Origin of the sequence: Pseudoalteromonas sp. 68 DY56-GL68 (assembly GCF_041414825.1) — a bacterium.
Classification (GTDB): Bacteria; Pseudomonadota; Gammaproteobacteria; order Enterobacterales; family Alteromonadaceae; genus Pseudoalteromonas.
Genome location: NZ_JAOCZL010000006.1, coordinates 528,774 through 551,954, shown reverse-complemented (window position 1 = coordinate 551,954; position 23,181 = coordinate 528,774). Strand labels below are relative to the sequence as shown.

Below are 23,181 nucleotides of genomic sequence, written 5' to 3'. Positions count from 1 at the left end.
TTATAGCTCCTTGATTTTTATATTTTTAAACCACACTTTGTCGCCGTGGTCTTGAAGCCCGATATGACCTTGCTCTGCAGTTGCAAAGTTTTGCCAAGTTGCAAACTTACTGCCTTTAACAAGGGTGTTCCATGTTGTACTACCAATCACAATGCTGGTGGTGCTGATACCGTTTTGCCAAACTTGTAAATGGTTGTCTTGCATTTTAATACGCACATGATTCCAGCTATTTGCTGGCTTGTGCGCCGCAATTGGTGCTGCAAATAAATCGTAAATTGACCCCGCTAGATGTGAGTCAATTTCAGTATCTGGGTGTTCTTCGTTATCAATAATTTGAATTTCAGGTGCATGAGAGTAAATCGTCTGTCCGGTTTCATCGGCCAATACAAAAATACCGCTATTGCCTTTGGTAGAGATTTTCCAATCAATCTGTAATTCAAAATTTTGGTACTGCTTTTTAGTAAGCAGATCACCGCCACCTTTGGTTAATGTCATAGCGCCATCTTCAACCACCCATGCAGGATTTAAAGATTCGCTTTTAAAGTTACGCCATTGCGACATATCTTTGCCGTCAAATAATAACTGCCAGCCAGCTTGCTTTTCTTGTTGTGTAAGCTGATTATCAGCCGCATTAGCGAGTGCACAGCTACTAACGGTGAGCATTAAAGTCAGTGCTTTAAGAGATTTAAACATAGTGTTCCTCGACGATTTACTTGCTTAAGACGCACATTTCTCGGTGCGTTTGTTGTTATTAATTACTAAATACAACCCAATGAATGCGACGATTAAAATAATTGGGAAGATCAGTAGGTTTTGTAATACAGCCTGTCCGGCTAAAATTTCAATTTGTTCAGCGCTTGCGCCACTTGCCTGTGCTGATGAGCGTGCTGTATCTATCCAGCTACCAATCACAGGGTTCCAAATACTCATAGCAAACATGCCAGCACCGCCCATTAACGACATACCCAGCGCGCCTGACTTTGGAATGTATTCAGCAACGCAACCAAGCATGGTTGGCCAAAAGTAGGTAACCCCAAGTGCAAAAAGCATCGCTGCAAGATAAATCATGCTGCCCTCAGCTTGACTCATCATAAAGATGCCTAAGCTTGCACAAATGGCAGAGCCAAGTAATACCCCAGTAGGGTTGAGCTTATGCACAATAGGGCCTGCAAAGAAGCGACCAACTGCCATCAGACCTGTTATTAAAGCTAATACCACCATAGGAGAGGCACCCGATGAACCTAGAATACGCTCAATCCATTGTTGTGTGCCAAACTCAGTGGTTGCTGTGAGTGTCATACAGGCAATTAAAAAGAGGTATAACGGCGTGAATAAGTGGCGAATATTGCTGCTGGTAGAGTGAGTACGCGTATCAAAGCGTGGAAATTGTGCTTTGATTAACATAGCGCCATAAATAACTGTAGGGACTAAAATTAAGGCCACTTGCCATTGCCAGTTTAAACCCGCTCCCGACATAAAATTCGACGCAAGGGCGCCAATCACAATGCCACCTGGAAACCAAACATGAAAACGGTTTAGCATGGTGGTGGTGTTTTTAGGGTACATTTCTGCAATTAATGGGTTACAGCCTGCTTCAACAGCGCCGTTGGCAAAACCAATCAAAAAAGTAGAAACCAGTAAGCCCCAAAAACCATCAGCTGTTATCGTCAAAACTAGACCAAGTAAATGACAGATAAACGCTAACGCCACTAATTTCTTCGCGCCAATGGCATTATAAATAATACCGCCGACCATAGTCGCAACCGGAAAGCCTAAAAATGCCATGGCATTAACCCAACCTAATTCGGTGTCGGTTAAGCCAAACTCACTGCCAAGTTGACCCAAAATACCAGCACGAATGGCAAAGGTCATAGAGGTCACAATTAGTGCTATACAGCAAAGCCGAAAGACAATGCGGTTATAATTATTGTTGTCCATATTGTGTGTCCTGTGTGTTCTATTGTTGTCGGTTTATAAACCTAAAATTCGATTATTACGCTCAGTGTTTGTTGCGCCACTGGCAAAATCGTCAAAGGCTTTGTCTGTTGGGTTTATTAAGTGTGCTTTAATAAACTCAGCGCCTTCTCTTGCCCCATCTTCTGGGTGCTTTAAGCAACATTCCCATTCAAGTACAGCCCAACCATCAAAGCCATACTGCGTTAACTTGCTAAAGATTTGCTTAAAATCTACTTGGCCATCACCTAAAGAACGAAAACGCCCTGGTCGGTCTTGCCAGTTTTGAAATCCGCCATAAACACCTGAGCGGCCATTTGCGATAAATTCGGCATCTTTGACATGAAACGCCTTAATGCGCGAATGATAGATATCGATAAACGCTAAATAGTCGAGCTGTTGCAATACGAAGTGGCTCGGATCATAAAGAATATTAACGCGAGGGTGATTATTGGTTGCCGCTAAAAAGCGCTCAAATGTCACACCATCATGTAGGTCTTCACCCGGATGCAATTCATAACACACGTCCACGCCATGCTCGTCAAAGCAATCTAAAATAGGTAACCAACGTTTAGCAAGTTCACTAAAGCCTTGTTCAACAAGTCCCTGCGGACGCTGTGGCCACGGGTAAAAGGTATGCCATAAAAAAGAACCCGAGAAGGTCGCATGGGTTGTTAAACCAAGGTTTTTACTTGCTTTCGCTGCTAGCATCAGTTGCTCTGTTGCCCACTTAGTACGTGCAGCAGGGTTACCTTTTACATGCTCTGCGGCAAAGTTATCGAACATTTCATCGTATGCAGGGTGTACAGCAATCAACTGGCCTTGCAAATGTGTCGATAGCTCTGAAATTGTAAGTCCATACTCTGTGGCAATACCAGTGACTTCATCGCAGTATTGCTGGCTTTGAGCTGCTTTTTCTAAATCGAAAATTTCAGGGTTTGAGGTTGGCACTTGAATCGCTTTGTAACCTAAACCGCTTGCCCACTTACATAAACCTTGAAAGCTATTGAACGGGGCTTGATCTGAAATAAACTGCGCCAAAAATATTGCTGGCCCTTTGATTTTATTCATTCTTTTTTATCCAATCTGTAATTTGTGCCATTTAGTATCTTGCTTCGATGAAGCAACAACATGCTCAATAAACGCCATGCCACGCACAGCATCTTTAATGCCAGGCACATCAAATGCTGAATTTGTTGCGTTATCGCCTTGCTTAAATGCATGAATTTGCGCTGCAAAATTGCTGTAAATGTTGGCAAATGCTTCAAGGTAGCCCTCTGGGTGACCGGCAGGGGCGCGCAGGGCATTTTGTGTGTCAGGGTGTAATTCACCCACGCCCGCTCTAAGTAATGTGGCGGCTTGATTGTGGCCTCGTAGCCATAAGCTATTAGGCTCAAGTTGCGACCATTCAAGACTGGCTTTATCGCCATAAATACGCAGGCGTAAGTTGTTTTCATCGCCAACAGCAATTTGGCTTGCCAGTAAAACGCCTTTACAACCATTATTGAATCTAAGTAGCACAGTGCCATCATCATCGAGGGCTCGGCCTTCGACTACATGGTTTAAATCGGCGCAAAGCTCGGTGATTTCGAGATCAGAAACATATTCGGCTAAGTTAGCCGCATGCACGCCAATGTCGCCCATACAACAACTAATGCCAGACTTACTGGTGTCTAAACGCCAGCTCGCTTGTTTTGAACCTTCGTCTTCGCTGTGCGCTAACCAGCCTTGAGTGTACTCAACAATCACTTTACGTATGCTGCCGAGTTCACCTGCTTTTACGCGATGTTTGGCTTCTTTGACCATAGGGTAACCGGTGTAAGTGTGGGTTAACCCATATAAAACCTGCTGTTTTGCAATAATGCTTTGTAATTGCTCTGCTTCTGCGAGAGTCAGCGTTGCAGGTTTATCTGAGAGCACATGAAAACCATGCTCAAGCGCCATTTTCGCGACTGGAAAATGCAAATGGTTTGGGGTGACAATAGCCACAAAATCAATACGCTGATCAGCAGGTAATTTTGCTTCTTCGGCAAAAAGTGTTTGGTAACTGTCGTAGCAACGGCTGCTATCAAGCCCAAGTAGTTCGCCAGTTGCTTTACATTTGTTTGCGTCTGAACTGAATGCGCCTGCAACAAGCTCTATCATTCCATCTAATCGCGCTGCAATTCGATGAATAGCGCCGATGAATGCACCATCGCCACCGCCTACCATTGCCATGCGGATCTTAGCTTTGCTCATCTTAAGCGCTCCTAAATTTAAATAGCGTCTGCTACTGTTAATGTCATGTTATTGATAATAGGAAAGCTTAGCCAATAAGCGCTAATAAAAATTCGGTTGACAATGCAACAAAATCGGCGTTTAAAATATATAGGGTTGTTCTTTATTGAGACGAAATTAAGCGATGGATATTCAAGAAATAATAAAAAAAGCTGGCGTAAATCAGCTAATTGCTGCATTTGATTTACTGCCAGATATCCTCTTTTGGGTAAAAGACACAGATAGTAGAATCTTGCATTGTAATCAGCATTTTATTGAGCATCAGGGTTATAAAACGCTGGAGCAAATATTGCTAAAAACAGACTTCGATTTTTCACCAAAGCACCTTGCGTTTCAATACGTCAATGACGATAAACGGGTGATGGAAGGCTACATAGTAACTGACCGTTTAGAGCTCAACCAAACTCAACAAGGTGAGCTTGGTTGGTTTTCTACATCAAAGCATGCTTTAAAAGATCACGATGGCAATGTGATTGGCACTTACGGGGTGACCCGACATCTACAAAAAACCTCAAAAGCGCTTTCTCATGTAAGGGCAATTGAAGAGCCGGTAAAATTTATTCGCGAGCATTATCATCGTCAGATCAGCATTGATGAATTAGCAGAGCTTGCGCACTTGTCGGTAAGTGCTTTAGAGCGCCGCTTTAAAAAGCACTTAGCAAAAACACCTAATCAATTTATTAACGAAGTGCGCCTCGAAAATGCCCGTAAGCTACTCATTGAAACGCAACTGCCTATTTCACAAGTGGCTTATCAGTGTGGGTTTTCTGAACCGAGTTACTTCAGTAAACAATTTCGGCGTTTGTTTGGTGAAATTCCCTCACAAATGCGCTCGCAATTAGGCGATTAAATTGCAGCTCTTGCCATTAAAATAGCTCCTTGCTCAGCACTGGCAAGAGCGGGGGTTAAATGCGCTTTACTGGCATCAGGTAAGTAAGGCGTGATGGCACTGGCAATGCCGCCCATCAAGGTAACGTTTTCAATACCTTGTTTTTCAAAGTAAGCGATATAGCGGGTAATGTATGCGCACGCTTCATTGATTAATTGCTGACAAAAGGCATCGTCAGAATGGCTAAAAACTAGGGGCGCAAATTTGGCAAGCTCAGCAGGGCTTGCTAATATTAAACGCTGACTTAACGCTTGGCTTGAGTCGCAGTTAAGCTCGGTGAGTAGGGTATTTATTGCTGCAGAACTTTTCGCAACACCATCAAGTACTGCAAATGCTTTACGGCAAAGTTGTAAGCCTAACCAACCACCACTGGCACCATCGCTCAGTAATAATCCGTAACCACCTAATTCACTAAATTGGCTTTGCTGCTGATAACCCGCACAAAAGCCCGTACCAAGAATAATCACCGCGCCATCATGGTGTTGATGTGCGCCTTTACAGGCAATCAGCATATCTGTTGATAGGGTAAATTTAGCAAAAGGGTGCTGCCATTTGGTCATGGTTTGGTAAGCTGAGTCGATATTAGCTCCGGCAAGTCCTGCATGCACATAGGTGTTTTTCAGCTCGCTTAAGGCAAGCCCAGCTTCATGAAATGCAAGTTCAGTTGCGTGGAGTATTGATTCTTGGCTTTGTTGGCAACTGGTGGCCACGTTTGCTGAACCACTTAGGGCTTCGCTAATTAAAGAGCCATTTTCGTTTTCTAAACGAACTTTACACTTACTGCCACCGCCATCAATACCTAAAAAATACATTGCCATGCTTAATCCTTTGAAAGAAGCTTATTGATAGCCTCAGCGCTAATTGCACCATTTTTGTTGTGCACGCATGAGTGTACATGCACAGCTGCCTTTGCTGAATGGTTTTTTATTAATTGCCAAAGTGCTTCCGCGTTTTCTATGGTGACACCACCACCCATAACAATTTCTATCTGATTAGCACTGTGCGCTAAATATGTGTTGATCTGATTTAGACCATCTACAGCACTTTGGCCGCTTTGCCACGGTGTGCCTGCTGTTAATACGCGGTCAACTCCTAAGCTAATGAGTTTATCAAGTGCGCTTAACGGGTTTGTTAGGGTATCGAATGCACGGTGAAAGGTCACCATTAAACCATAATGTTTAGCTGTGGCAACTAAAGAGCGGGTCACGTCTAAATCAAGTTCGCCTCTTTTAACTGTACCAAATACTACGCCATGTGCCCCCGCATTAGCTGCCATTGTTATTTGCTTTTCCATTAATTCGTAACACTCAGCACTAACAATAAAATTGCCCGCTTCAGGGCGGACCATCACCACTAACTCTGCGCTATTGGTCAGGCTTTTTACAGCACAATCAATTGCAGACAAACTCGGAGTTAAGCCACCTAGGTGTAAATTACTGCACAGTTCAAAGCGCTTTGCGCCTAAGTTACTAGCCGTCGAAATATTGTTAGCTAGCTGCTTTAAATCGCCTTCGTTTATGCACAGTTCGAGAATTTTACCATTGTTCATGGTCGTGTTTTTATCATATCTATTACACCTAGTTTTTATTTACTCATTTTATAGCTATTCAATAAGAACAGTTTTTATTGTTTTACTATTTATAATCAGTAATTTATTTTCATTTCGGTTGTTTCATAACACTGTTTAAAAACTAAAACGTTGTTGGGCTAACTATAAGTCAGAAAATACAAAAGTGAATATAAAATATTCCTTACGCCGATTTTGTTATATCGGTCACCGAATTTTTATTATCACTTTTTGACCGCTCCCCCCTATTCTGAAACTGAGTTTAACAAGCTATTAACTCCCAATAATCAGTTTAAAACCGACAACAATAAGATGTTTTATGAGATGTATAGACCTCATAAAGCTTGCAGAACACACAACTGGAGATAGGCATGGGCAAGCAAAGTGCGATAAAAATAAAAGGGCAAGGACGGCATTTTAAACACAATGCAATTGTGATTTCGTTACTCGCGGCAATCAACACAGGTTACGCGGCAGAACAAGCGAATGAAGATGTAGAGGTGATTGAAGTCCGTGGTATTCGTTCATCAACCGCAGAAAACTTAGCAATAAAACGACTTTCAGCTGCCACGGTTGATGCAATCACCGCAGAAGATATTGGTAAATTTCCTGATAAAAACGTCGCTGATTCATTACAACGTGTATCAGGCGTACTCATTGATCGCGATGGTGGCGAAGGTAGTCGTGTCAGTATTCGTGGTACGTCACCAGATTGGACTCTCACCCAATTAAACGGTAACTATATTGCTTCGTCTGGCACAGGGAGCCCTGCACGCAGTTTCAACTACACACTATTGCCATCAAGCATGATCAAAAGTGTAGAAGTGTACAAAAGTGCTGAAGCTCGTATTGATGAGGGCGGTATTGGCGGCACGGTTATATTACACACCCGTAAACCACTTGAAATGGAAGCAAATTCAGGGGCGCTAAGCGCTGAGGTGACTTACGATGATGTGTCTGAGGACACAAAACCACAAGTGAATGTATTGTACTCATGGAAAAACGATGAGGAAAACTTCGGTATTTTAGCAGGCTTTACACGCCAAGAAAGACGGGTGGTTACTGTTTCAAATGAGTCTTTTGGTTGGCGTTTTTACTCTGATTCGGCGGAAGATGCAGATCAACCAGCTATTGTAGACCAAGCTACAGGTGAAGTTTATGATAATGTTTGGGCATCGTCTGGCATACATGTGAAAAACGCAGACCAAGATCGTGATCGTGATGGGTATCAAGTTGCTATTCAATGGATGCCAACAGACCGTTTAGATCTGAGCTTTAATTATTTTGGTGCAAAATTAAGTTATGACCAAGTCGGACAAGAAGTGTTCTTTGCCGAGTGGAATGATAATCACAATCCCTATTTTGGTGTTGAATTAGACGGCGACACAGTCGTTGCTTATGGTAATGGTGATAATGGTTTATTGAATGAGAATAACTGGGGTGATGCCGATGTAAACGGCGGCGTGCCGGTTCGCCGTGGTTTATTGTCGCCTCAACTAACGGGTCGTGAGCGTTTTGGTGAATCAAAGTCTAATACATTTGATTTTGAAGGTACTTATTATGGTGATGCATACAGCATTACGTTAAAGCTTGGGCACACAAAAGCTGACGGTGGTACATCAAAAGAAACCTATGCAAATATTGATGCTCGCCTTGGCTCTGTAAATAGCTGGCATTGGTCAACAAAAGGTGGCAAGCCATCTTATGAAGTATCTACAGATTTAGCCACCGATAAAGAAGCGTATCAATACTATGATTGGTTTGACTCTTACTCATCTGAAAATGAAGACTCTGAAAATTACATTCAAACAGACGTAAAATTTGACCTTGATGGCAGCTTTTTTACCCGCGTGTATGTGGGGGGCAAATATCGCGACCACGAAATTAAAGGCATGCGTAATGATTTTCGATGGGATGACGGCATAGCTGACAATGGCGGTTACCGTGGCTATTTACCAGGCACAGAGTGGTTCCATAATCCTGATTTTCACCCTGATGCACCAACATTGGTGAGCGATCATGTGGTGGATAATAGCGCAGGGGATACAGGCGCATTTAACTTTTTAGCGTTTGATTTCAATGCCCTTGATAATTACTTAAAAGACAATTTTAGTCGAACCGTTGTACCGTCACTTTCGGGTACTTATGCATTAGAAGAAAAGATCTGGTCTGTGTATACGCAAGCTGATTTTGAATGGCAAAACTTTCGCGGTAACTTGGGTGTACGCTATGTTAATACTGAGCTGACAACACTTACGTATGATGAAGTGATTGGCCAAGACAATAATGATACCGACCCAAATGAGCGTAGCAGTGATGACGGCGAAGTCTTACCAAGTTTTAACCTCGCTTGGGATGCCACAGAATATTTAGTTGTGCGTTTTGCTGCGGCAAGAACCATGTCACGAATTAGTTATTCAGATTTAAGCCAGTCTGAAACTTATGGTCCTCCGGTGAATATAAACTCGCCGGACTCATGGACAGGACGAGGCCGAGGAACATCTGTGAATACTGGTCTTGACCCTATGTTGTCTGATCAATTCGATTTAGGTGTCGAGTGGTATTATGGAGAAGGTTCTGCGTTAGGGGCGACGGTATTTTCAAAAGATATCTCAAACCTACCAATATCCACTCTCGAAATTGTGCAGCGAGAGCATGATTGCTGTAATGGCCCAATTGAAGTTGAAATGAACACCAAAGTAGGTGGCGGTGATGCAAAATCAGAGGGTTTAGAGCTGTTCTTCCAGCATTCGTTTGATAATGGTTTTGGTATTTTAACTAACTATACCTACACAGATACCAGCACTAGCGAAGTATCGACAGACGGGCAAAAAACAGATGCTGAGATCCCAGGTACAGCTAAGCATCAATATAATATTTCAGTGTATTTTGAGAACGATGACTTTAGCGTTCGCGCCTCTTATAACTGGAAAGATGACCGTGCTAACGGCATACACAAAGGATATAACTTTTACACCAAAGACTATGGTCAGTTAGATGTGAATGCATCATATAATCTAACTGAGCAGCTCTCGTTTACTGCATCTGTAGTAAACCTAACAGAAGAGCTTGAAGAAGGTTATTGGAAACAGAGTAATCGCTTTACCTATAACCAGTATTCGGGTCGTCGTTTTTACTTAGGCGCAAATTATAACTTCTAACCGACATGTTGTTTGTTGCAACCTAAAAAGGTACTTTTACTAAAGTACCTTTTTCTTTTTTAAGACAAGAATGATTAAATTTGTAGCGGTTACAGAGCAAGACAAAGCCTATTTACTCGACTTAAGGTTAAATACCATGGTTGAACACCTTGAGAACCAAGGTTTATTTTTATCACTTGAACAACATCAAGCAAGAGTGGCGGAACACTTTGAACACAGCCACTTAGTGTTAAATGATGGGCAATGTGTAGGCGCTGCTAAGTTCATTGTTAGTGACAAAACAATCAGTTTATTACAGTTACAAATAGCACCCAAACAGCAGGGCAAAGGGCTAGGCACTCAGGTGTTAAATGCACTAAAAGCACAAACATCAGAAATTAATTTAACGGTGCTAAAAGCAAACCCAGCGTATGGGCTATATCAACGGGCAGGATTCAAAACGCTAGGTGCAGACGACTATGAGTTTCATATGCAGTGGCAGAAATAAAAAAGGGCGCTGTTAGCATTAACAAAGCGCCCAATTTTGACTATTTCTTTTCTTCTTCTGGCAGAGTCACGTTCAACTCAAGTACTGCTAAGTCATCTTCATTTTGATCAAACTGAACTTGAACAGCATCGGTATTTACATTCACATATTTGCGTATCACATCAAGAATATCTTGTTTTAGCTGTGGCAGATAATCAGGTGTACCACGTTGTGAGCGCTCGTGTGCGACAATGATCTGCAATCGCTCTTTTGCTAATGACGCACTGCTCTTCTTCTCTGAGCGGAAGTAGTCAAGTAAAGACACATTAACCTCCAAAAATCCGTTTAAATAAGCCTTTTTTCTCTACATCTAAAAAGCGGAAATCGACTGTTTCACCTAGTAGACGATTAATTGCATCAGTATAGGCTTGGCCTGCATCTGATTCACCGTCTAAAATCACTGGTTGACCAGAGTTGGATGCACTTAATACTGCTTGTGATTCAGGGATAACACCTAAAAGTTTAATCGCAAGAATTTCTTGCACATCTTCAACTGATAGCATTTCGCCTTTTTCAACACGCTCAGGGTTGTAACGTGTTAATAATAAGTGTTCTTTAACGCTTTCTAGGCCTTCTTCTGCACGCTTAGATTTACTGTGCAAAATACCTAAAATTCGGTCGGAGTCACGTACTGATGATACTTCAGGATTTGTTGTTATAATTGCTTCATCAGCAAAATACATTGCCATCATTGCGCCCGCTTCAATACCCGCTGGCGAATCACATACGATGTAATCAAAGTCTTTTTTCAAATCATTTAGTACACGTTCAACACCGTCACGGGTTAAGGCATCTTTATCACGTGTTTGTGACGCAGGTAAAATGTGTAACTTATCAACTCGCTTATCTTTAATAAGGGCTTGATTTAAGTTAGCTTCACCATTGATTACGTTTACAAAGTCATAAACAACACGGCGCTCACAACCCATAATAAGGTCAAGATTACGTAGACCAATATCAAAGTCGATAATAACGGTTTTAAAGCCCTTAAGCGCTAAACCTGTGCCAATTGCAGCACTCGATGTGGTTTTACCAACACCACCTTTACCAGAAGTAACGACAATTACTTTTGCCATGAGATTTATCCTTTAACCAAAGCTGAAATTTCTAATGAATCATTTTTTTGTTGGATTTGTACTGCGTTGCCCCAGTGTTCACCTTGTAGGGAATCGCTGATCCAATAACTACCATTAATTGAAACAAGTTCTGCTTCTAATTTTTGGCAAAATATTTGTGCTTCGTTGTAGCCTTTAGCACCTGCAATTGCACGTCCGCGCAATGTGCCATAAATATGAACATTACCGTCGCTGATCACCTCTGCGCCATGACTAACCGCACCAATAACAATAAGGTCACGATCTTTTGCATAGACCTGCTGTCCAGAGCGAACTGTGCCGTGAATCACTTGTGCAGGTAGGTGAACGGTTTTCTCAACGATAGATGTATTTGTTTGTTGTTTAGCGGTTGCCCCCTTAACGTCCTGTGAATAATTTAGGACTGATAAGCCTGCCGCTTTGGCGTTTTCGTTTTGCTCTTGGCTGCCATTACACACACCAACAGGGTTAAACGATAGACTGGTAAGCATTGATTTTAAGAAAGAAAAATCAAACGAGTCACCTTGTACATCACTTAAGTTAATTACGATGGGCGCGCCTGCAAAAAACTTAGGTGCTTGGGCTATTTTTTCATCTAACTGCTTACTTAAAAGAGAGGTATCTGCTGAAAATAGATGCAACACAGATAAAGTAAAAAGGTTCCCTTTTAGTTCAAAAATTTGTTCCGACATACATGCTCAATTGAATTGTCTTGGTTAGCTCTTTTTTAAATAAACGCAGGCTGAACAAGGCGTATACAGTAAAAATCTAACCGAAATTTTTAATCTTCTTATAAGAGTCATGTTATAGTGTGCGCCCTCGTTAAGCAAGATATTATAGGGTCATAATGCTAACTGCGGTGTATAAAAGTAAGAAAAAAGCGGATACCTACCTTTTTGTAGAAAAAAGAGATGATTTTACGCGTGTTCCTGAACCTTTAATGGACACATTTGGTCAACCACAGTATGTGATGATAATTAATCTTGCTAGTCGTGAAAAGTTAGGTTTGGCAGACTTAGAAACGGTTAAGCAAGCGTTAATTGACCAAGGTTTCTACTTGCAATTACCACCGCCAGAAGAAAACCTGTTAACCCAATTTAAAAAAGACAAGGGAGTTGAGAGTGATTAAAAAACTTGCCGTAGTTCTACTAAGTGCTTCATTAAGCACATCTGTATTGGCAGAGGAAAAAACACAAGCTGACTTCGACGTATACGTTGCTGCATTAAAAAATGAAGCGACAGAAAAAGGCTATGATCAAGCCTTAATCGAGCAAGCATTCGCAACGGCTAAATTTAAAAAGAAGGTCATTTCAGCTGACAAAAATCAGCCTGAAGTAAAAGAAACCCTCGAAACCTATTTACCAAAACGTGTGCCGCAATGGAAAATTGACCGCGCGCGTAAACTATACAAAGAAAACCAAGAGGTTCTTGAAAAAGTAGCCAAAGAATACGGCGTTCAAGCACGCTTTATTGTTGCACTTTGGGGCCTTGAAAGTAACTTTGGTAAAATCCAAGGTGGTCATAGTGTGATAGCATCATTAGTCACACTTGCTTTTGATGGTCGCCGCGAAACCATGTACAAAAACCAACTTTGGGCAGCGCTTGATATCTTAAAAGAGGGTCACATTACCCTTGATAAGTTCAAAGGTTCTTGGGCAGGGGCAATGGGTCAAACGCAGTTTATGCCAACTTCATTTAACGCCTACGCTGTTGATTATAACGGTGATGGCCGCAAAGATATTTGGACCACAGAAGAAGACGCATTTGCTTCAATCGCAAATTACTTAAAGCAAGCAGGTTGGAACGATGATTTAACTTGGGGTCGTCAAGTTAAATTACCTGAAGGCTTTGATAACGCAAACATTCTTAAACGTGGCACTAAAACGCGCAGCCAATGGTTAGAGTACTGGAAAGACTCTGAGCGCAGCCTTGCTGACTGGCAAGCAATCGGTGTTCGTAAAATGGATGGTAGTGACTTACCGCAAGTTGATATTACCGCCGCAATGGTAATGCCAGATGACGTAAATGGCCGTATGTACCTAGCCTATGACAATTATAAAGCACTGATGCACTGGAATCGTTCGTATTACTTTGCGACCAGTGTTGGTTACTTATCAGATCGTATCGGTTATCCAGCGGTTAAGTAATTGATTTTTAACCACCAAGTTTAATCAAAGCTTGGTGGTTAATTGAATAGAGTGTTTTGGGTATGAGGTTGTCACTTACGGCGACACATATCCGTACTTACTGCGTGCTAAAGCACTGCCTTCAAGCAAACGCGCGAAACAAGTTTCACGCCTACGATGTCAAACTCGCAAACTTTTTCCTAGTAACTCGTAACTTACTCTTTTCCGGGCTTCTTCAAAATCTTATCTTTAAAATCAAGTACCTTGCCAATGCCCGATCCTAGTTTCATTAGGCTTTGGAGTTGTTCAGGGCTCAAACGTTGTAGCTCTGCCGACCATTTTGTAACGGTTTCGAGTAGGTCGTGAATTTCTTGCATTTGCTGCTGAGCAAAGCGCTCATCATCGTTGTGGGCTTCTTCTAAAATATTATCACGAAGTAAGCTAAGAGTTGGGTCTATCTCACGTTTTTTACGCTCTTCGAATACGCGGTTGGCCATGTCCCAAATACTGCCGGCAGGGCCGTAGTATTCTTTACGGTCGCCCGGAATATGATGCACTTTAATTAAACGCCAAGACTGAAGTTCTTTAATGCCCATACTCACGTTACCACGTGAAATACTTAGGGTGTCGGCAATTTCATTGGCGGTCATCGGCTCTTTCGTAATGGTGAGCAAACCACACATTTGACCAATGGTGCGGTTAAAGCCCCAACGGCTACCCATTTCGCCACAGTGCATTACAAAAGCTAGATTTTTTTCAGATAGGCTCATAATTTTTAGTATTCAAAAACTTCAGAAATTTAATGCTAGCACGGTGTTGGTATAACTAAAAGAAATAGCCACTATTCGATGTTACGCGACTAAAGTCTAAATTTTGAGCTAGTCAGTTGATTTTACTAAGAGTTAAGCAGAAAACTATATCCTGTACGAAAAATAAACAACTTGATCTGTATCAATATTGGTGACAATAGTTTGCGTTATCGTATAGGCTCAAAGTGCTCAATCAAAATAATACCACGGAGGAACGTTATGAAAGCTGCAGTAAATAAAGAATACAAAGGTAAGCTAACTATTGAAGATATTCCATGCCCTGAGGTAGGGATAAATGACGTGTTAGTTAAAATAGCGGCGTGCGGTGTGTGCCACACTGATTTACATGCATGCCACGGAGATTGGCCTGTAAAACCTAAAATGCCATTAGTACCTGGCCACGAAGGGGTCGGTACAATTGAAAAGGTAGGGGCTAATATAAAGCACTTGTCTGTAGGCGATAGAGTAGGGATCCCTTGGCTGTATAGTGCATGCGGGCATTGTGATTACTGCTTAGAAGGCAAAGAAACCTTGTGTCTTGAGCAGCACAATACAGGTTATTCAATAGACGGTGGTTACGCTGAATATTGTGTTGCACATGGTGACTTTGTTGTAAAAGTACCAGACGGGTTAGGCTTTGCAGAAGCTGCGCCATTATTTTGTGCCGGTGTTACGACGTACAAAGCATTAAAAGTAACGGGTGCGAAAGCAGGTGATTGGGTTGCTATAGTTGGTGTGGGTGGACTTGGCCACTTAGCGGTGCAGTACGCAAAAGCAATGGGCTTTAATGTAATTGCCGTTGATACTGGCGAAAGCAAACTTAACCTTGCTAAAGAGCTTGGAGCAGATATTACCATTGATTTTATGAAGCAAGTACCATCAGAAACTATTTTTGAGCAAGTGGGTGGTGCACATGGTGTTGTATGTACAGCAGTATCAAAACCAGGTTTTGAGCAAGCCTACAAAAGTGTACGCCGTGGCGGTAAATGTGTGCTTGTAGGTTTACCACCTGAAGATATGCCATTGCCAATTTTCGATACCGTATTAAATGGTGTGTCTGTTGTGGGCTCAATCGTAGGCACGCGTAAAGACTTACAAGAATGCCTCGACTTTGCAGCCAAAGGTAAAGTTAAAGCAATTATTGAAGAAAAGCGCCTCGAAGATATTAACGATATTTTTGACGACATGCTAAAAGGTGACATCACAGGCCGTATTGTGATGACGCTTTAAGTTGAGCCTTATATCAAGTACTGTCAGGTTTGATTGAGTTGTTCAATTGAATCTGGCAGTTTTCATTACACATAGGATCAATGAGTTAACCTGATACATTTCTTCCTAACATCCACTTTTTATCTATAAAAATAAAATTGCATATCTAGCTAAAGTTAGCTGTAATGAAAACTGAATATACGCTGAGTAGCGCAGGGAAAGCTTAAATAATCGCTAAGCAGATCAAACTAGCTAAGCGAGCTAGAACTTCTTTAAAGTCTATTTTTAGTAAACCCATAGCATAAACAACACCAACTTTTGCATATTGAGCAAGTTGCAGCTCAGTCCAATAAGTGACCGTTCGAGACAAGCTACATATTGAGAAATACTAAAATTTAATTTTTATAGTAACTTAGGAACAGGGAGAGAATCTTGAAATTAGAAAAACTTATCATACGCAATTTTAGAGGGATTGGATTTGCTGAAATTGATATCAACGACTTCACAACCCTTGTTGGGCCAAACAATATCGGTAAATAGACAATACTAAATGCTATCCATTTGGTTCTTGATAATAAAAAACCAAAATTAGAAGATTGGCCAGGTCAAAAGGCATCAGATCAAATAATGGAAATAATATGTGAATTTGGCGCTCTCGAAGATTGGGAAAAAAACAAACCTGCAATATCTAAATTACTTTTCGGAGACAGATTAAGAGTTCGTGTTTCGGCGGAATGGAATGCAGAGCAGACCGATTATAGTTACGAATACTCTGTTTATAATACTGAAAATAAGTTCCCATGGTCTGACGAAAGCTTCACTAATGCAAAAAAAGATGTGACATGTAAAAAGATATTTAACGAGTTGGGAATTACTTCTGCAGCTGCTTTTAAAGAGAGGGCTTTTGAATTGGAAGTACACGCCCTAACTAATCATTCAGAGCATGTTATTCAGTCGGAAGACTGGCACGTTAAGAAATTTGCAAACTCGTTACAACAAGCAGTCCCACATGTAATGTATGTTCCTGCAAGCTTTAAAATAGAAGATGAGCTAAAAGCAACCAATAACAGTCCTTTTTCATTTCTTTTTACTAATAAACTATTCCCACAAGTTAAGAATGATAATACTTACAAAGATTACATCACTAAGGCTGAATTACTACAGAATAAGTTGAAGGGACAAGCTGAGGATGGTACCGAAATAGAAGGGTTGGGGGATGCACTCGAGCAGGTTTCAAGTACTCTGAATCAGATTTTAGATTTTGATTCAAAGGTAAGGCTTGCAGTTGGTGATATTGACATCGAACCTTTATTTATGAAAGCTGCAACCTTTCTCGTAGACGAAGAAATTGAAACGAGTCTTCAATATCAGGGAAGTGGTGTTCAGAGGGCTTTAGCTTTCGCAATGCTGGAAAGTAATGCTGCAATAGAATCTGAAGTTTCAGGTGAGCAAAGAACTGTTATTGTTCTCTATGAGGAGCCAGAGCTTTATATTCATCCTCATCTAATGCGGAGATTAAAATCAACGTTGCAAGAAAGGTCAAATTCTCCTAAGTGGCAAGTTATTTGTTCCACACATTCTCCTTTCCTGATAAATCTTGCAGATAAACCTGAGTCGCTTAAGTTAATAAAAAGAAATATGGGAAATGAACGGCAAGTCCATGAAGTAAAAAGTAATATTTTTGAAGTTAATGAAGAATATGATGAACGTACAATATTAAGAGCTGCGTTAGATTTCCACCCTACAGTTTGCGAAAGCTTATTTGCAAAGCGTGTTGTTATAGTTGAAGGCGATACGGAAGTGGCAGTATTTAGCATGATTGGTGAATTAGCTCAAAAATTAGGAGTTGAAGGTAGTCTAGATAAAGATACCACCGTAGTTTCGGCTGGAGGTAAATGGACAATACCTGCATTAGCTAAAGTTTTAAACGCTCTGGATATAGATTATCGGGTTATTCACGATACTGACAGGAAAGGTCTTTCTAATGCAGAATTGGAAGAGAAAGCAGCAATTCATCCATTCAAGGCTAACGCTAAAATATCGAATATAGCAACGGTAGACCGAGTTCTATTAGTTGACGATACTTTCGAACATGTTCTTTGGGATCTAGATCAAAATGAATCGGTTAAGTCTACTGATAAGCCTTTTAATTCATGGAAAAGAGTGCGTGATTACATCGATGGTAAACAAAATTTAACTGAGAAATGCGAGTCAACGCTAAAGGAAATCGTAACTTTTGCATTTTGCAAATAAAGATATCAAAAAGCCAGACAGTAGGTCGCAGCAATTCTGTGCTCCTACTAGTAGCTTTATATAATACTTGCTTATTTATTCCAAGAATCGTTTTGTAAAAAACAAAACTACAATCAATCCCGGAGACAAAAAAGCGCAGCTTAACCAAGTCGCGCTTTTTGCTCTTTATTCATAATTAAAGTGTAGCTAAAAGTTAATTTAGCATTACGCTCTTCTCCTGGCATTCCGCCTAAGAACATTGCTTTTGAGTAATAGGTTTTGTTAAACAAGTTATTTAGGTTTAACTGTAGTTTCCAATCATCTGTTTGATATTGAATTGCGGCGTCGTAGACCGTGTAGCTAGGTACGTAGCCATCAGGAATGCCAAACGAGGTTGAGTTTTTGTGACATAGCTTTCTAAAAACTGACCATTACTTAACGAGAAAATATATTATCGAGATCTTCGTCAATAAAGACACCAGTCAAATTATTAGCTTCGACGGCAGATTTAAACTTATCAGTACAAAATAAACGAGAACCACCTGTTAACTTACTTTTAAATACAGGTTTATTTTCTACATCATCATAGATGAAAGCAATTTTTATATAATCCAGAGGATAGCCATCTAGATATTCACGCTCACATTTAGTCTCATCTTCTTGACCAAATGTACGCAAGTTAAAAATCACAATTGGTTCACCATCAGCTTTTGTTTCAATGAACTCACCTAAAGGAGCTAATAAATCTTTTAAAACATCATAAGCATTCATACGAAGAGCGATAAATCCATCCATGATACTGATATCGTAGTTATCCTTTAGATAACCAGGTAAAAATGATAACTCATAATCTTCAGGCCAGTATTCTAATAAAGAGTCATTATTCATATGGATATCAAGAAGAAACATGCAAGCATCTTGATTAGATGGCAACATTGGTTGTATTTTTTCAGCGAATGAGAGTATGTCCCACTCAACCATGTCGTAAGAGTTAGTAACAGGCTTTAACGAGAACAGCTTCATGATTTACCATCCCACTTTATATTTTTTGGCTAGTAATTCATAATTATAAATAGCAATTTCTCAAGGGCTGGGGTTACTTGGTCGATCTGGCATTGGGTATTGTTGTAGTGAGTTCATCCTTAAATCCTTAAATTATCCATTTATGAGCGTGTAAAATAGCAAATAGAATTTTGCGGTGCAATTTTAAAGGTGGCATATCTAATTCGTGAAACCAGTTAATAGAAGAAACGCATTCATTTTTAAATGGGGTGTTGCTCTAAAACAAAAAAGCGCGACCCAACTAAGCCGCGCTTTTTGCTCTTATTTCACAATTAAAGTGTGTAGCTAAAGGTTAATTTAGCATTACGCTCTTCTCCTGGCATTCCGCCTAAGAACATTGCTTTTGAGTAATAGGTTTTGTTAAACAAGTTATTTAGGTTTAACTGTAGTTTCCAATCATCTGTTTGGTATTGAATTGCGGCGTCGTAAACTGTGTAGCTCGGTACGTAACCATCAGGAATGCCAAACGAGGTTGAATGAGTGCTGCGATCATCAACATATTGTACGCCTGCGCTAATTGTAAGTGGCTCGGTTAAATCAAACCATTTAGCGTCATAGCTTAACCAGCTGCTTGCTGTTACATAAGGCACACCCTTTTGGCGAGAATCAAAGCTTGATGAATTTGGATTTTGCTTATCGCGCGCGTCTTGATAAACCGCGTTTACGTTAAGTTTCCACTGCTCGTTTAAATCAGCATTTAAATCAAGCTCAACGCCTTTGGTTTGCTCTTCACCATCGTAAAAGCTCTTTGGTACTGATGGATCAGACACACCGGCTTCGTAATCTGGGTTGGCATACTCAAGGTTTGTACGGGCACTATCAAATATCACAAGTGAGGCTAGTAGTTGATCTTCAAAGGCTTTTACACGCATACCAATGTCGTTACTGACTGATTCTGCGTCATCGCGGTCAGCTTCGTTACCCGATACACTGCCAAGCACACTGTATGCTGTACGGCCTTTAGAGTGGTTTACAAATAACGAAATATCATCGCTAAGTTTGTAGGTTGCACCAAGGTTGTAGGTCATACCGCTGTCTGATGTATCTGCTTCTGGCGTTGGCTCGGCGGCACTTGCACGGTAGCGTGCATCAACACCAAAGTGCTCGTAGCTTTGTTTGATACGGTTAAAGGCAACGCCTACTCGGGTTGTAAAGGTATCGTGAATATAGGCAACATGTTGAATACCCACACCCCAAGCCTGAACCTTTTTGTTGTAATCGCTGGTTTTTAGCGGGTCGTAATCAAAAAAGCTGCCTTCTCCCCAGTTCGGGTTACGAATATCAAAAATGTAAGGTAATTGACCTTGGTAAATAACCTCTCCATCTTTGTTTTTAATGACCTGATCAGCATCGTAAATTGAATATTGTTTAAAGCGAATATCGCGGTCTTCGTAGTTGGCGTTTACAAGTAGTTCGTTATCAATACCGGCAAAGCTAAAGTCATAGCGCAAGTCAGCAAAGTATTGCCATGATTTTTCGTCTGCTTCTACTTGGCGGTATTCTTGGCGACGCGCGGCAAATGGGTAAAGTACGTCATCAACCACTAAAGGAGCGCGCGGGTCGGCATTGATCACGCCTCTGCGGTTCCAATAAACATAGTTATAAGCACCCGTTTGGCGGGCAAAGCTCGATTCGTAATTACGATATTGTAATTGCTGATTTAAAAATAAATTATCAGTAATAAAGTAGTTATGGGTTAACTTAAAGCGCAGTTCTTCGCCTTCGTTGTCATTTGCCATTGGCGAGATAATACCGTTATGGCCAAAGGTATAAGGTGTTAGGCCATCATTTGCTGCCAGTGAGTCAGCTAATTGTTGGCGTTGCTGTTCGGTTAGTTGCAGGCCTTTTGACGTTGCATCGTTAATTAAATCGGCAGCGGTTACTTCACCTGCGGTTTTACCATTCACTGAGTCGCTGTTAAAAATACGAATAGGGTGGCCAATTGAATCAACAGCAATGGCATCTTTGATATAAGCGGCAGAAATCATGATGTCTTGTTTGTCGCTTAATACGTATTTTAACGCACCATAAATTTCGTCACGGTCGTCTTTTAAGTCGCGGTAGCCATCACTGCGAGCGGTTTTTGCGTTAACGCGATAAGCAAGGTTGTCGGTTAATGCAGCTGTGCTATCAAAGCCTAGTGAGTAGCTATCCCATTGACCAAGCTCTGCATTAACGGTGTGTTTTTCAGTAAATTGTGGTTTCTTTTCGATTAGGTTGATAACACCACCTGCGCTACCCATACCATATAAGCCTGTTGCAGGGCCTTTAAGTACTTCTACAGATTCAACATTGGTCATTGAGCGGGTTGGGTTAAAAGTGTTGCCTAGGCCTGCACCGCCGTACATGCCATCGTAGGTATAGTTAGCCCCTAAACCGCGGATCACTAAGTTATCGCCAATACCGTAGTTGTTACCCGCTTGGGTTACACCACTGATGTTACGCACTAAGTCTTGTAGATTTGTAGCGCCTTGCGAGTTGATAAGCTCTTGATCAACAACCACAACAGGGGCTGGCGTTTCCATTAAGGTCATATTTGATTTAGTGGCAAGGCCAGATTCAAGCACCACACGGTTTTGTTTGTCGTAAACGGTAATTCGCTCAACTGAGTCTAAATCGTTGGCGTTTGCATTGAATGCGCTTAAGCAGGCAAGGGCTAAAATTGAGTATTTATATGTCATTATTATGGGGAATTTGTCGAAAATTTTTGGCAATGATAATGCGAGCTATTTTCATTTCAAGTTTTATTTATCTAAATTAGGTATTTTTTTCGTTTTAATACAAAAAAGAGATGTTATGTTAAAGTTTATTTAACTTGTGAGCGGTGAATGGTTAAAAAAGGGGAGAGCTGGCTTCTAAATAAGAAGCCAGTAAAACAATTTATTTATAGACTTTGCCGTCTTTCATTACAAATTTTACATCTTCCAGTACGGCAATGTTTTCAAGCGGGTTGCCTTTAACCGCAATGATGTCGGCTAAAAAGCCGCTTTTGATTTGACCAAGTTGATCATCCACTTTTAGCAGCTTAGCGCTATTAATTGTCGCTGATTGTAATGCTTGCAGTGGCGTCATACCAAACTCAACCATACGCGAAAACTGTTTAGCGTTATCGCCATGTGGGTAAATTGCGGCATCGGTACCAAATACCATATTCACACCCGCTTTAACGGCACGGCTGAAACTATCACGCTGTTTTTTAGATACTTGGCGCTCTTTGTTGAGGTTTTCTTCTGCAACCCCGTTTTGTTCACCGAAGGCAAGCGTGTACTCAGTGTTATAAATATCCATTGAGAACCAAGTACCATGTTTTTTAGCAAGTTTAATGGCCTCGTCATCAACAAAACTAACGTGTTCTACACTGTCTACACCAGCAATGATTGCGGCTTTTATACCACTCGTACCATGTGCATGTGCCGCAGCGGTAAGGCCGCGTAGGTGTGCTTCGTTCACAATGGCGTTCATTTCATCTTGTGAATACTGCTGAATACCTACCTTAGTGCCTTTTGAGAAAACCCCACCTGTTGCGCAAAACTTAATCGCATTGGCACCATATTTAATGTTTTCGCGTACCTTAGCGCGCACAGCCCACGGGCCATCAGCAACGCCTTCGGCGGTGTATTTCATTTCTGGTGGTAAACGGTTGTTATCACAGTGACCGCCCGTCACGCCGAGTGAGGGACCTGCAGCCCAAATACGCGGACCAACAATGTCGCCTGCATTAATACCATCACGTACAGCAATCACACTGTAGCCTTCTGCACCTAAGTTACGCAGAGAAGTGAATCCTGCGTATAAGGTTTTTTCAGCAAAGTGCGCCGCTTTAATCGCTTTACGCGGAATCGATTGACCAATTCGCTCGCTGCGCGGCACAGTTGGATCGCTCGTTAAATGCACATGCATATCCATTAAACCAGGCACTAAGGTTAGTTCAGGCAACTGTATATGTTTATCACCCTCTTTTAGCCGTGGTTCTTTATTACTATCTACACTTGTTATTTGACCATTTTCTATACTAATAAGTGGTGATTTAATCAGTTTTCCTGAATGAACATCAACCATTTCTTTTGCAGATATATAGGTTGCAGCATTTATATTCATTGATATAAAGCCTGTTAAGCCAAGGCTTATTGATAGCAGAGTCTTTTTCATTTTTATTCAAAGTTAGATAGTCGAATCGCAACTCTAGCAACCACTTTGCATAGTGTAAATAAACTGCGATAAATTGCAGGGATACTTGCTTATTAGCAAGCTAAAGCCGCATAATTTATCTGTAATC

At 41.1% G+C, this 23,181-nt stretch carries 20 protein-coding genes and 2 pseudogenes; 8 read left to right on the top strand and 14 right to left on the bottom strand.

Going from position 1 to position 23,181, the window contains the following annotated elements; all coding sequences use genetic code 11:
- Genes NYF15_RS03305 through NYF15_RS03290 form a run of 4 tightly spaced genes read right to left on the bottom strand, consistent with a single transcriptional unit; the run spans position 1 to position 4,191 of the window.
- Positions 1-693 carry a DUF1080 domain-containing protein gene (locus tag NYF15_RS03305; protein ID WP_371352774.1) on the bottom strand — a complete coding sequence of 231 codons (693 nt, stop codon included), beginning with the start codon at positions 691-693 and terminating at the stop codon, positions 1-3.
- Between the two features lie 24 nt (positions 694-717).
- The gene (locus NYF15_RS03300) at positions 718-1,938 is read right to left on the bottom strand and encodes a sugar MFS transporter (protein ID WP_130152236.1); all 1,221 of its coding nucleotides are present in this window, start codon (positions 1,936-1,938) and stop codon (positions 718-720) included.
- Positions 1,939-1,971: 33 nt separating this feature from the next.
- On the bottom strand, positions 1,972-3,024 hold the full coding sequence (locus NYF15_RS03295) for a sugar phosphate isomerase/epimerase (protein ID WP_237118956.1): 1,053 nt from the start codon (positions 3,022-3,024) through the stop codon (positions 1,972-1,974).
- Between the two features lie 6 nt (positions 3,025-3,030).
- Entirely contained in the window at positions 3,031-4,191 is a 1,161-nt protein-coding gene (locus NYF15_RS03290; RefSeq protein WP_237118955.1) for a Gfo/Idh/MocA family protein, read from the bottom strand.
- Positions 4,192-4,354: 163 nt separating this feature from the next.
- Between NYF15_RS03290 and NYF15_RS03285 the strand changes: the two genes are divergently transcribed.
- Entirely contained in the window at positions 4,355-5,080 is a 726-nt protein-coding gene (locus NYF15_RS03285) for an AraC family transcriptional regulator (RefSeq protein ID WP_054552042.1), read from the top strand.
- Here the strand turns inward: NYF15_RS03285 and NYF15_RS03280 are convergent.
- Complete coding sequence (locus NYF15_RS03280; protein ID WP_371352773.1) at positions 5,077-5,937, bottom strand: BadF/BadG/BcrA/BcrD ATPase family protein; 861 nt, start codon at positions 5,935-5,937, stop codon at positions 5,077-5,079. The two genes, NYF15_RS03285 and NYF15_RS03280, sit on opposite strands and share 4 nt — an antisense overlap.
- Before the next feature lie 2 nt (positions 5,938-5,939).
- A complete protein-coding gene (locus NYF15_RS03275; protein ID WP_371352772.1) occupies positions 5,940-6,668 on the bottom strand; it encodes a copper homeostasis protein CutC in 729 nt (242 codons plus the stop codon).
- Between the two features lie 389 nt (positions 6,669-7,057).
- Here NYF15_RS03275 and NYF15_RS03270 point away from each other — a divergent pair, with 389 nt between their 5' ends.
- Positions 7,058-9,847, top strand: a complete 2,790-nt coding sequence (locus NYF15_RS03270) for a TonB-dependent receptor (protein WP_371352771.1) — start codon at positions 7,058-7,060, stop codon at positions 9,845-9,847.
- A gap of 70 nt (positions 9,848-9,917) precedes the next feature.
- Positions 9,918-10,334, top strand: coding sequence for an N-acetyltransferase family protein (locus tag NYF15_RS03265; RefSeq protein WP_371352770.1), 417 nt, complete (start codon positions 9,918-9,920; stop codon positions 10,332-10,334).
- A gap of 40 nt (positions 10,335-10,374) precedes the next feature.
- Here the strand turns inward: NYF15_RS03265 and minE are convergent, their stop codons facing one another.
- Genes minE through minC form a run of 3 tightly spaced genes read right to left on the bottom strand, consistent with a single transcriptional unit; the run spans position 10,375 to position 12,159 of the window.
- Positions 10,375-10,638 carry a cell division topological specificity factor MinE gene (minE, locus tag NYF15_RS03260; RefSeq protein WP_062568059.1) on the bottom strand — a complete coding sequence of 88 codons (264 nt, stop codon included), beginning with the start codon at positions 10,636-10,638 and terminating at the stop codon, positions 10,375-10,377.
- Between the two features lies 1 nt (position 10,639).
- Positions 10,640-11,449, bottom strand: a complete 810-nt coding sequence (gene minD / locus NYF15_RS03255) for a septum site-determining protein MinD (protein ID WP_062568058.1) — start codon at positions 11,447-11,449, stop codon at positions 10,640-10,642.
- Positions 11,450-11,454: 5 nt separating this feature from the next.
- Positions 11,455-12,159, bottom strand: a complete 705-nt coding sequence (gene minC, locus NYF15_RS03250; RefSeq protein ID WP_062568057.1) for a septum site-determining protein MinC — start codon at positions 12,157-12,159, stop codon at positions 11,455-11,457.
- Positions 12,160-12,314: 155 nt separating this feature from the next.
- Here minC and NYF15_RS03245 point away from each other — a divergent pair, with 155 nt between their 5' ends.
- Positions 12,315-12,596 (top strand): YcgL domain-containing protein, encoded by a 282-nt coding sequence (locus tag NYF15_RS03245; protein ID WP_062568056.1) that lies wholly within the window; start codon positions 12,315-12,317, stop codon positions 12,594-12,596.
- Positions 12,589-13,614, top strand: coding sequence for a lytic transglycosylase domain-containing protein (locus tag NYF15_RS03240; protein ID WP_130152228.1), 1,026 nt, complete (start codon positions 12,589-12,591; stop codon positions 13,612-13,614). Before NYF15_RS03245 ends, NYF15_RS03240 begins: the two co-directional genes overlap by 8 nt.
- 194 nt (positions 13,615-13,808) lie before the next feature.
- Here NYF15_RS03240 and NYF15_RS03235 read toward each other — a convergent pair whose 3' ends face one another.
- Complete coding sequence (locus NYF15_RS03235) at positions 13,809-14,363, bottom strand: GbsR/MarR family transcriptional regulator (RefSeq protein WP_062568054.1); 555 nt, start codon at positions 14,361-14,363, stop codon at positions 13,809-13,811.
- Between the two features lie 258 nt (positions 14,364-14,621).
- Between NYF15_RS03235 and adhP the strand changes: the two genes are divergently transcribed.
- From adhP to NYF15_RS03220, 3 genes and pseudogenes are all read left to right on the top strand, one after another.
- Entirely contained in the window at positions 14,622-15,632 is a 1,011-nt protein-coding gene (adhP, locus tag NYF15_RS03230; RefSeq protein ID WP_237118949.1) for an alcohol dehydrogenase AdhP, read from the top strand.
- 411 nt (positions 15,633-16,043) lie between these two features.
- Positions 16,044-17,195: pseudogene (locus tag NYF15_RS03225) on the top strand (AAA family ATPase); the annotation flags it as partial.
- Between the two features lie 54 nt (positions 17,196-17,249).
- Positions 17,250-17,864, top strand: a complete 615-nt coding sequence (locus NYF15_RS03220; protein WP_371352970.1) for a TOPRIM nucleotidyl transferase/hydrolase domain-containing protein — start codon at positions 17,250-17,252, stop codon at positions 17,862-17,864.
- A 140-nt stretch (positions 17,865-18,004) separates the two neighbouring features.
- On the opposite strand, the pseudogene NYF15_RS03215 reads toward NYF15_RS03220, so the two are convergent.
- The 4 genes and pseudogenes from NYF15_RS03215 to NYF15_RS03200 form a co-directional block, all read right to left on the bottom strand.
- Positions 18,005-18,244, bottom strand: a pseudogene (locus tag NYF15_RS03215) (hypothetical protein); the annotation flags it as partial.
- A gap of 34 nt (positions 18,245-18,278) precedes the next feature.
- On the bottom strand, positions 18,279-18,866 hold the full coding sequence (locus tag NYF15_RS03210) for a hypothetical protein (protein WP_371352769.1): 588 nt from the start codon (positions 18,864-18,866) through the stop codon (positions 18,279-18,281).
- 311 nt (positions 18,867-19,177) lie between these two features.
- Positions 19,178-21,586, bottom strand: a complete 2,409-nt coding sequence (locus NYF15_RS03205) for a TonB-dependent receptor (protein WP_371352768.1) — start codon at positions 21,584-21,586, stop codon at positions 19,178-19,180.
- Positions 21,587-21,785: 199 nt separating this feature from the next.
- On the bottom strand, positions 21,786-23,054 hold the full coding sequence (locus tag NYF15_RS03200) for an amidohydrolase family protein (protein WP_062568049.1): 1,269 nt from the start codon (positions 23,052-23,054) through the stop codon (positions 21,786-21,788).
- Positions 23,055-23,181: the final 127 nt, after the last annotated feature.

Bases quoted from the DNA above. Each gene is read 5' to 3' on its own strand.
- NYF15_RS03205 (WP_371352768.1), bottom strand. From the start codon at position 21,586: ATGACATATAAATACTCAATTTTAGCCCTTGCCTGCTTAAGCGCATTC.
- NYF15_RS03300 (WP_130152236.1), bottom strand. From the start codon at position 1,938: ATGGACAACAATAATTATAACCGCATTGTCTTTCGGCTTTGCTGTATA.
- NYF15_RS03220 (WP_371352970.1), top strand. From the start codon at position 17,250: ATGGGAAATGAACGGCAAGTCCATGAAGTAAAAAGTAATATTTTTGAA.
- NYF15_RS03200 (WP_062568049.1), bottom strand. From the start codon at position 23,054: ATGAAAAAGACTCTGCTATCAATAAGCCTTGGCTTAACAGGCTTTATA.
- minC (WP_062568057.1), bottom strand. From the start codon at position 12,159: ATGTCGGAACAAATTTTTGAACTAAAAGGGAACCTTTTTACTTTATCT.
- NYF15_RS03275 (WP_371352772.1), bottom strand. From the start codon at position 6,668: ATGAACAATGGTAAAATTCTCGAACTGTGCATAAACGAAGGCGATTTA.
- NYF15_RS03270 (WP_371352771.1), top strand. From the start codon at position 7,058: ATGGGCAAGCAAAGTGCGATAAAAATAAAAGGGCAAGGACGGCATTTT.
- NYF15_RS03210 (WP_371352769.1), bottom strand. From the start codon at position 18,866: ATGAAGCTGTTCTCGTTAAAGCCTGTTACTAACTCTTACGACATGGTT.
- NYF15_RS03280 (WP_371352773.1), bottom strand. From the start codon at position 5,937: ATGGCAATGTATTTTTTAGGTATTGATGGCGGTGGCAGTAAGTGTAAA.
- NYF15_RS03285 (WP_054552042.1), top strand. From the start codon at position 4,355: ATGGATATTCAAGAAATAATAAAAAAAGCTGGCGTAAATCAGCTAATT.
- NYF15_RS03290 (WP_237118955.1), bottom strand. From the start codon at position 4,191: ATGAGCAAAGCTAAGATCCGCATGGCAATGGTAGGCGGTGGCGATGGT.
- adhP (WP_237118949.1), top strand. From the start codon at position 14,622: ATGAAAGCTGCAGTAAATAAAGAATACAAAGGTAAGCTAACTATTGAA.
- NYF15_RS03265 (WP_371352770.1), top strand. From the start codon at position 9,918: ATGATTAAATTTGTAGCGGTTACAGAGCAAGACAAAGCCTATTTACTC.
- NYF15_RS03295 (WP_237118956.1), bottom strand. From the start codon at position 3,024: ATGAATAAAATCAAAGGGCCAGCAATATTTTTGGCGCAGTTTATTTCA.
- minD (WP_062568058.1), bottom strand. From the start codon at position 11,449: ATGGCAAAAGTAATTGTCGTTACTTCTGGTAAAGGTGGTGTTGGTAAA.
- NYF15_RS03305 (WP_371352774.1), bottom strand. From the start codon at position 693: ATGTTTAAATCTCTTAAAGCACTGACTTTAATGCTCACCGTTAGTAGC.
- NYF15_RS03235 (WP_062568054.1), bottom strand. From the start codon at position 14,363: ATGAGCCTATCTGAAAAAAATCTAGCTTTTGTAATGCACTGTGGCGAA.
- NYF15_RS03245 (WP_062568056.1), top strand. From the start codon at position 12,315: ATGCTAACTGCGGTGTATAAAAGTAAGAAAAAAGCGGATACCTACCTT.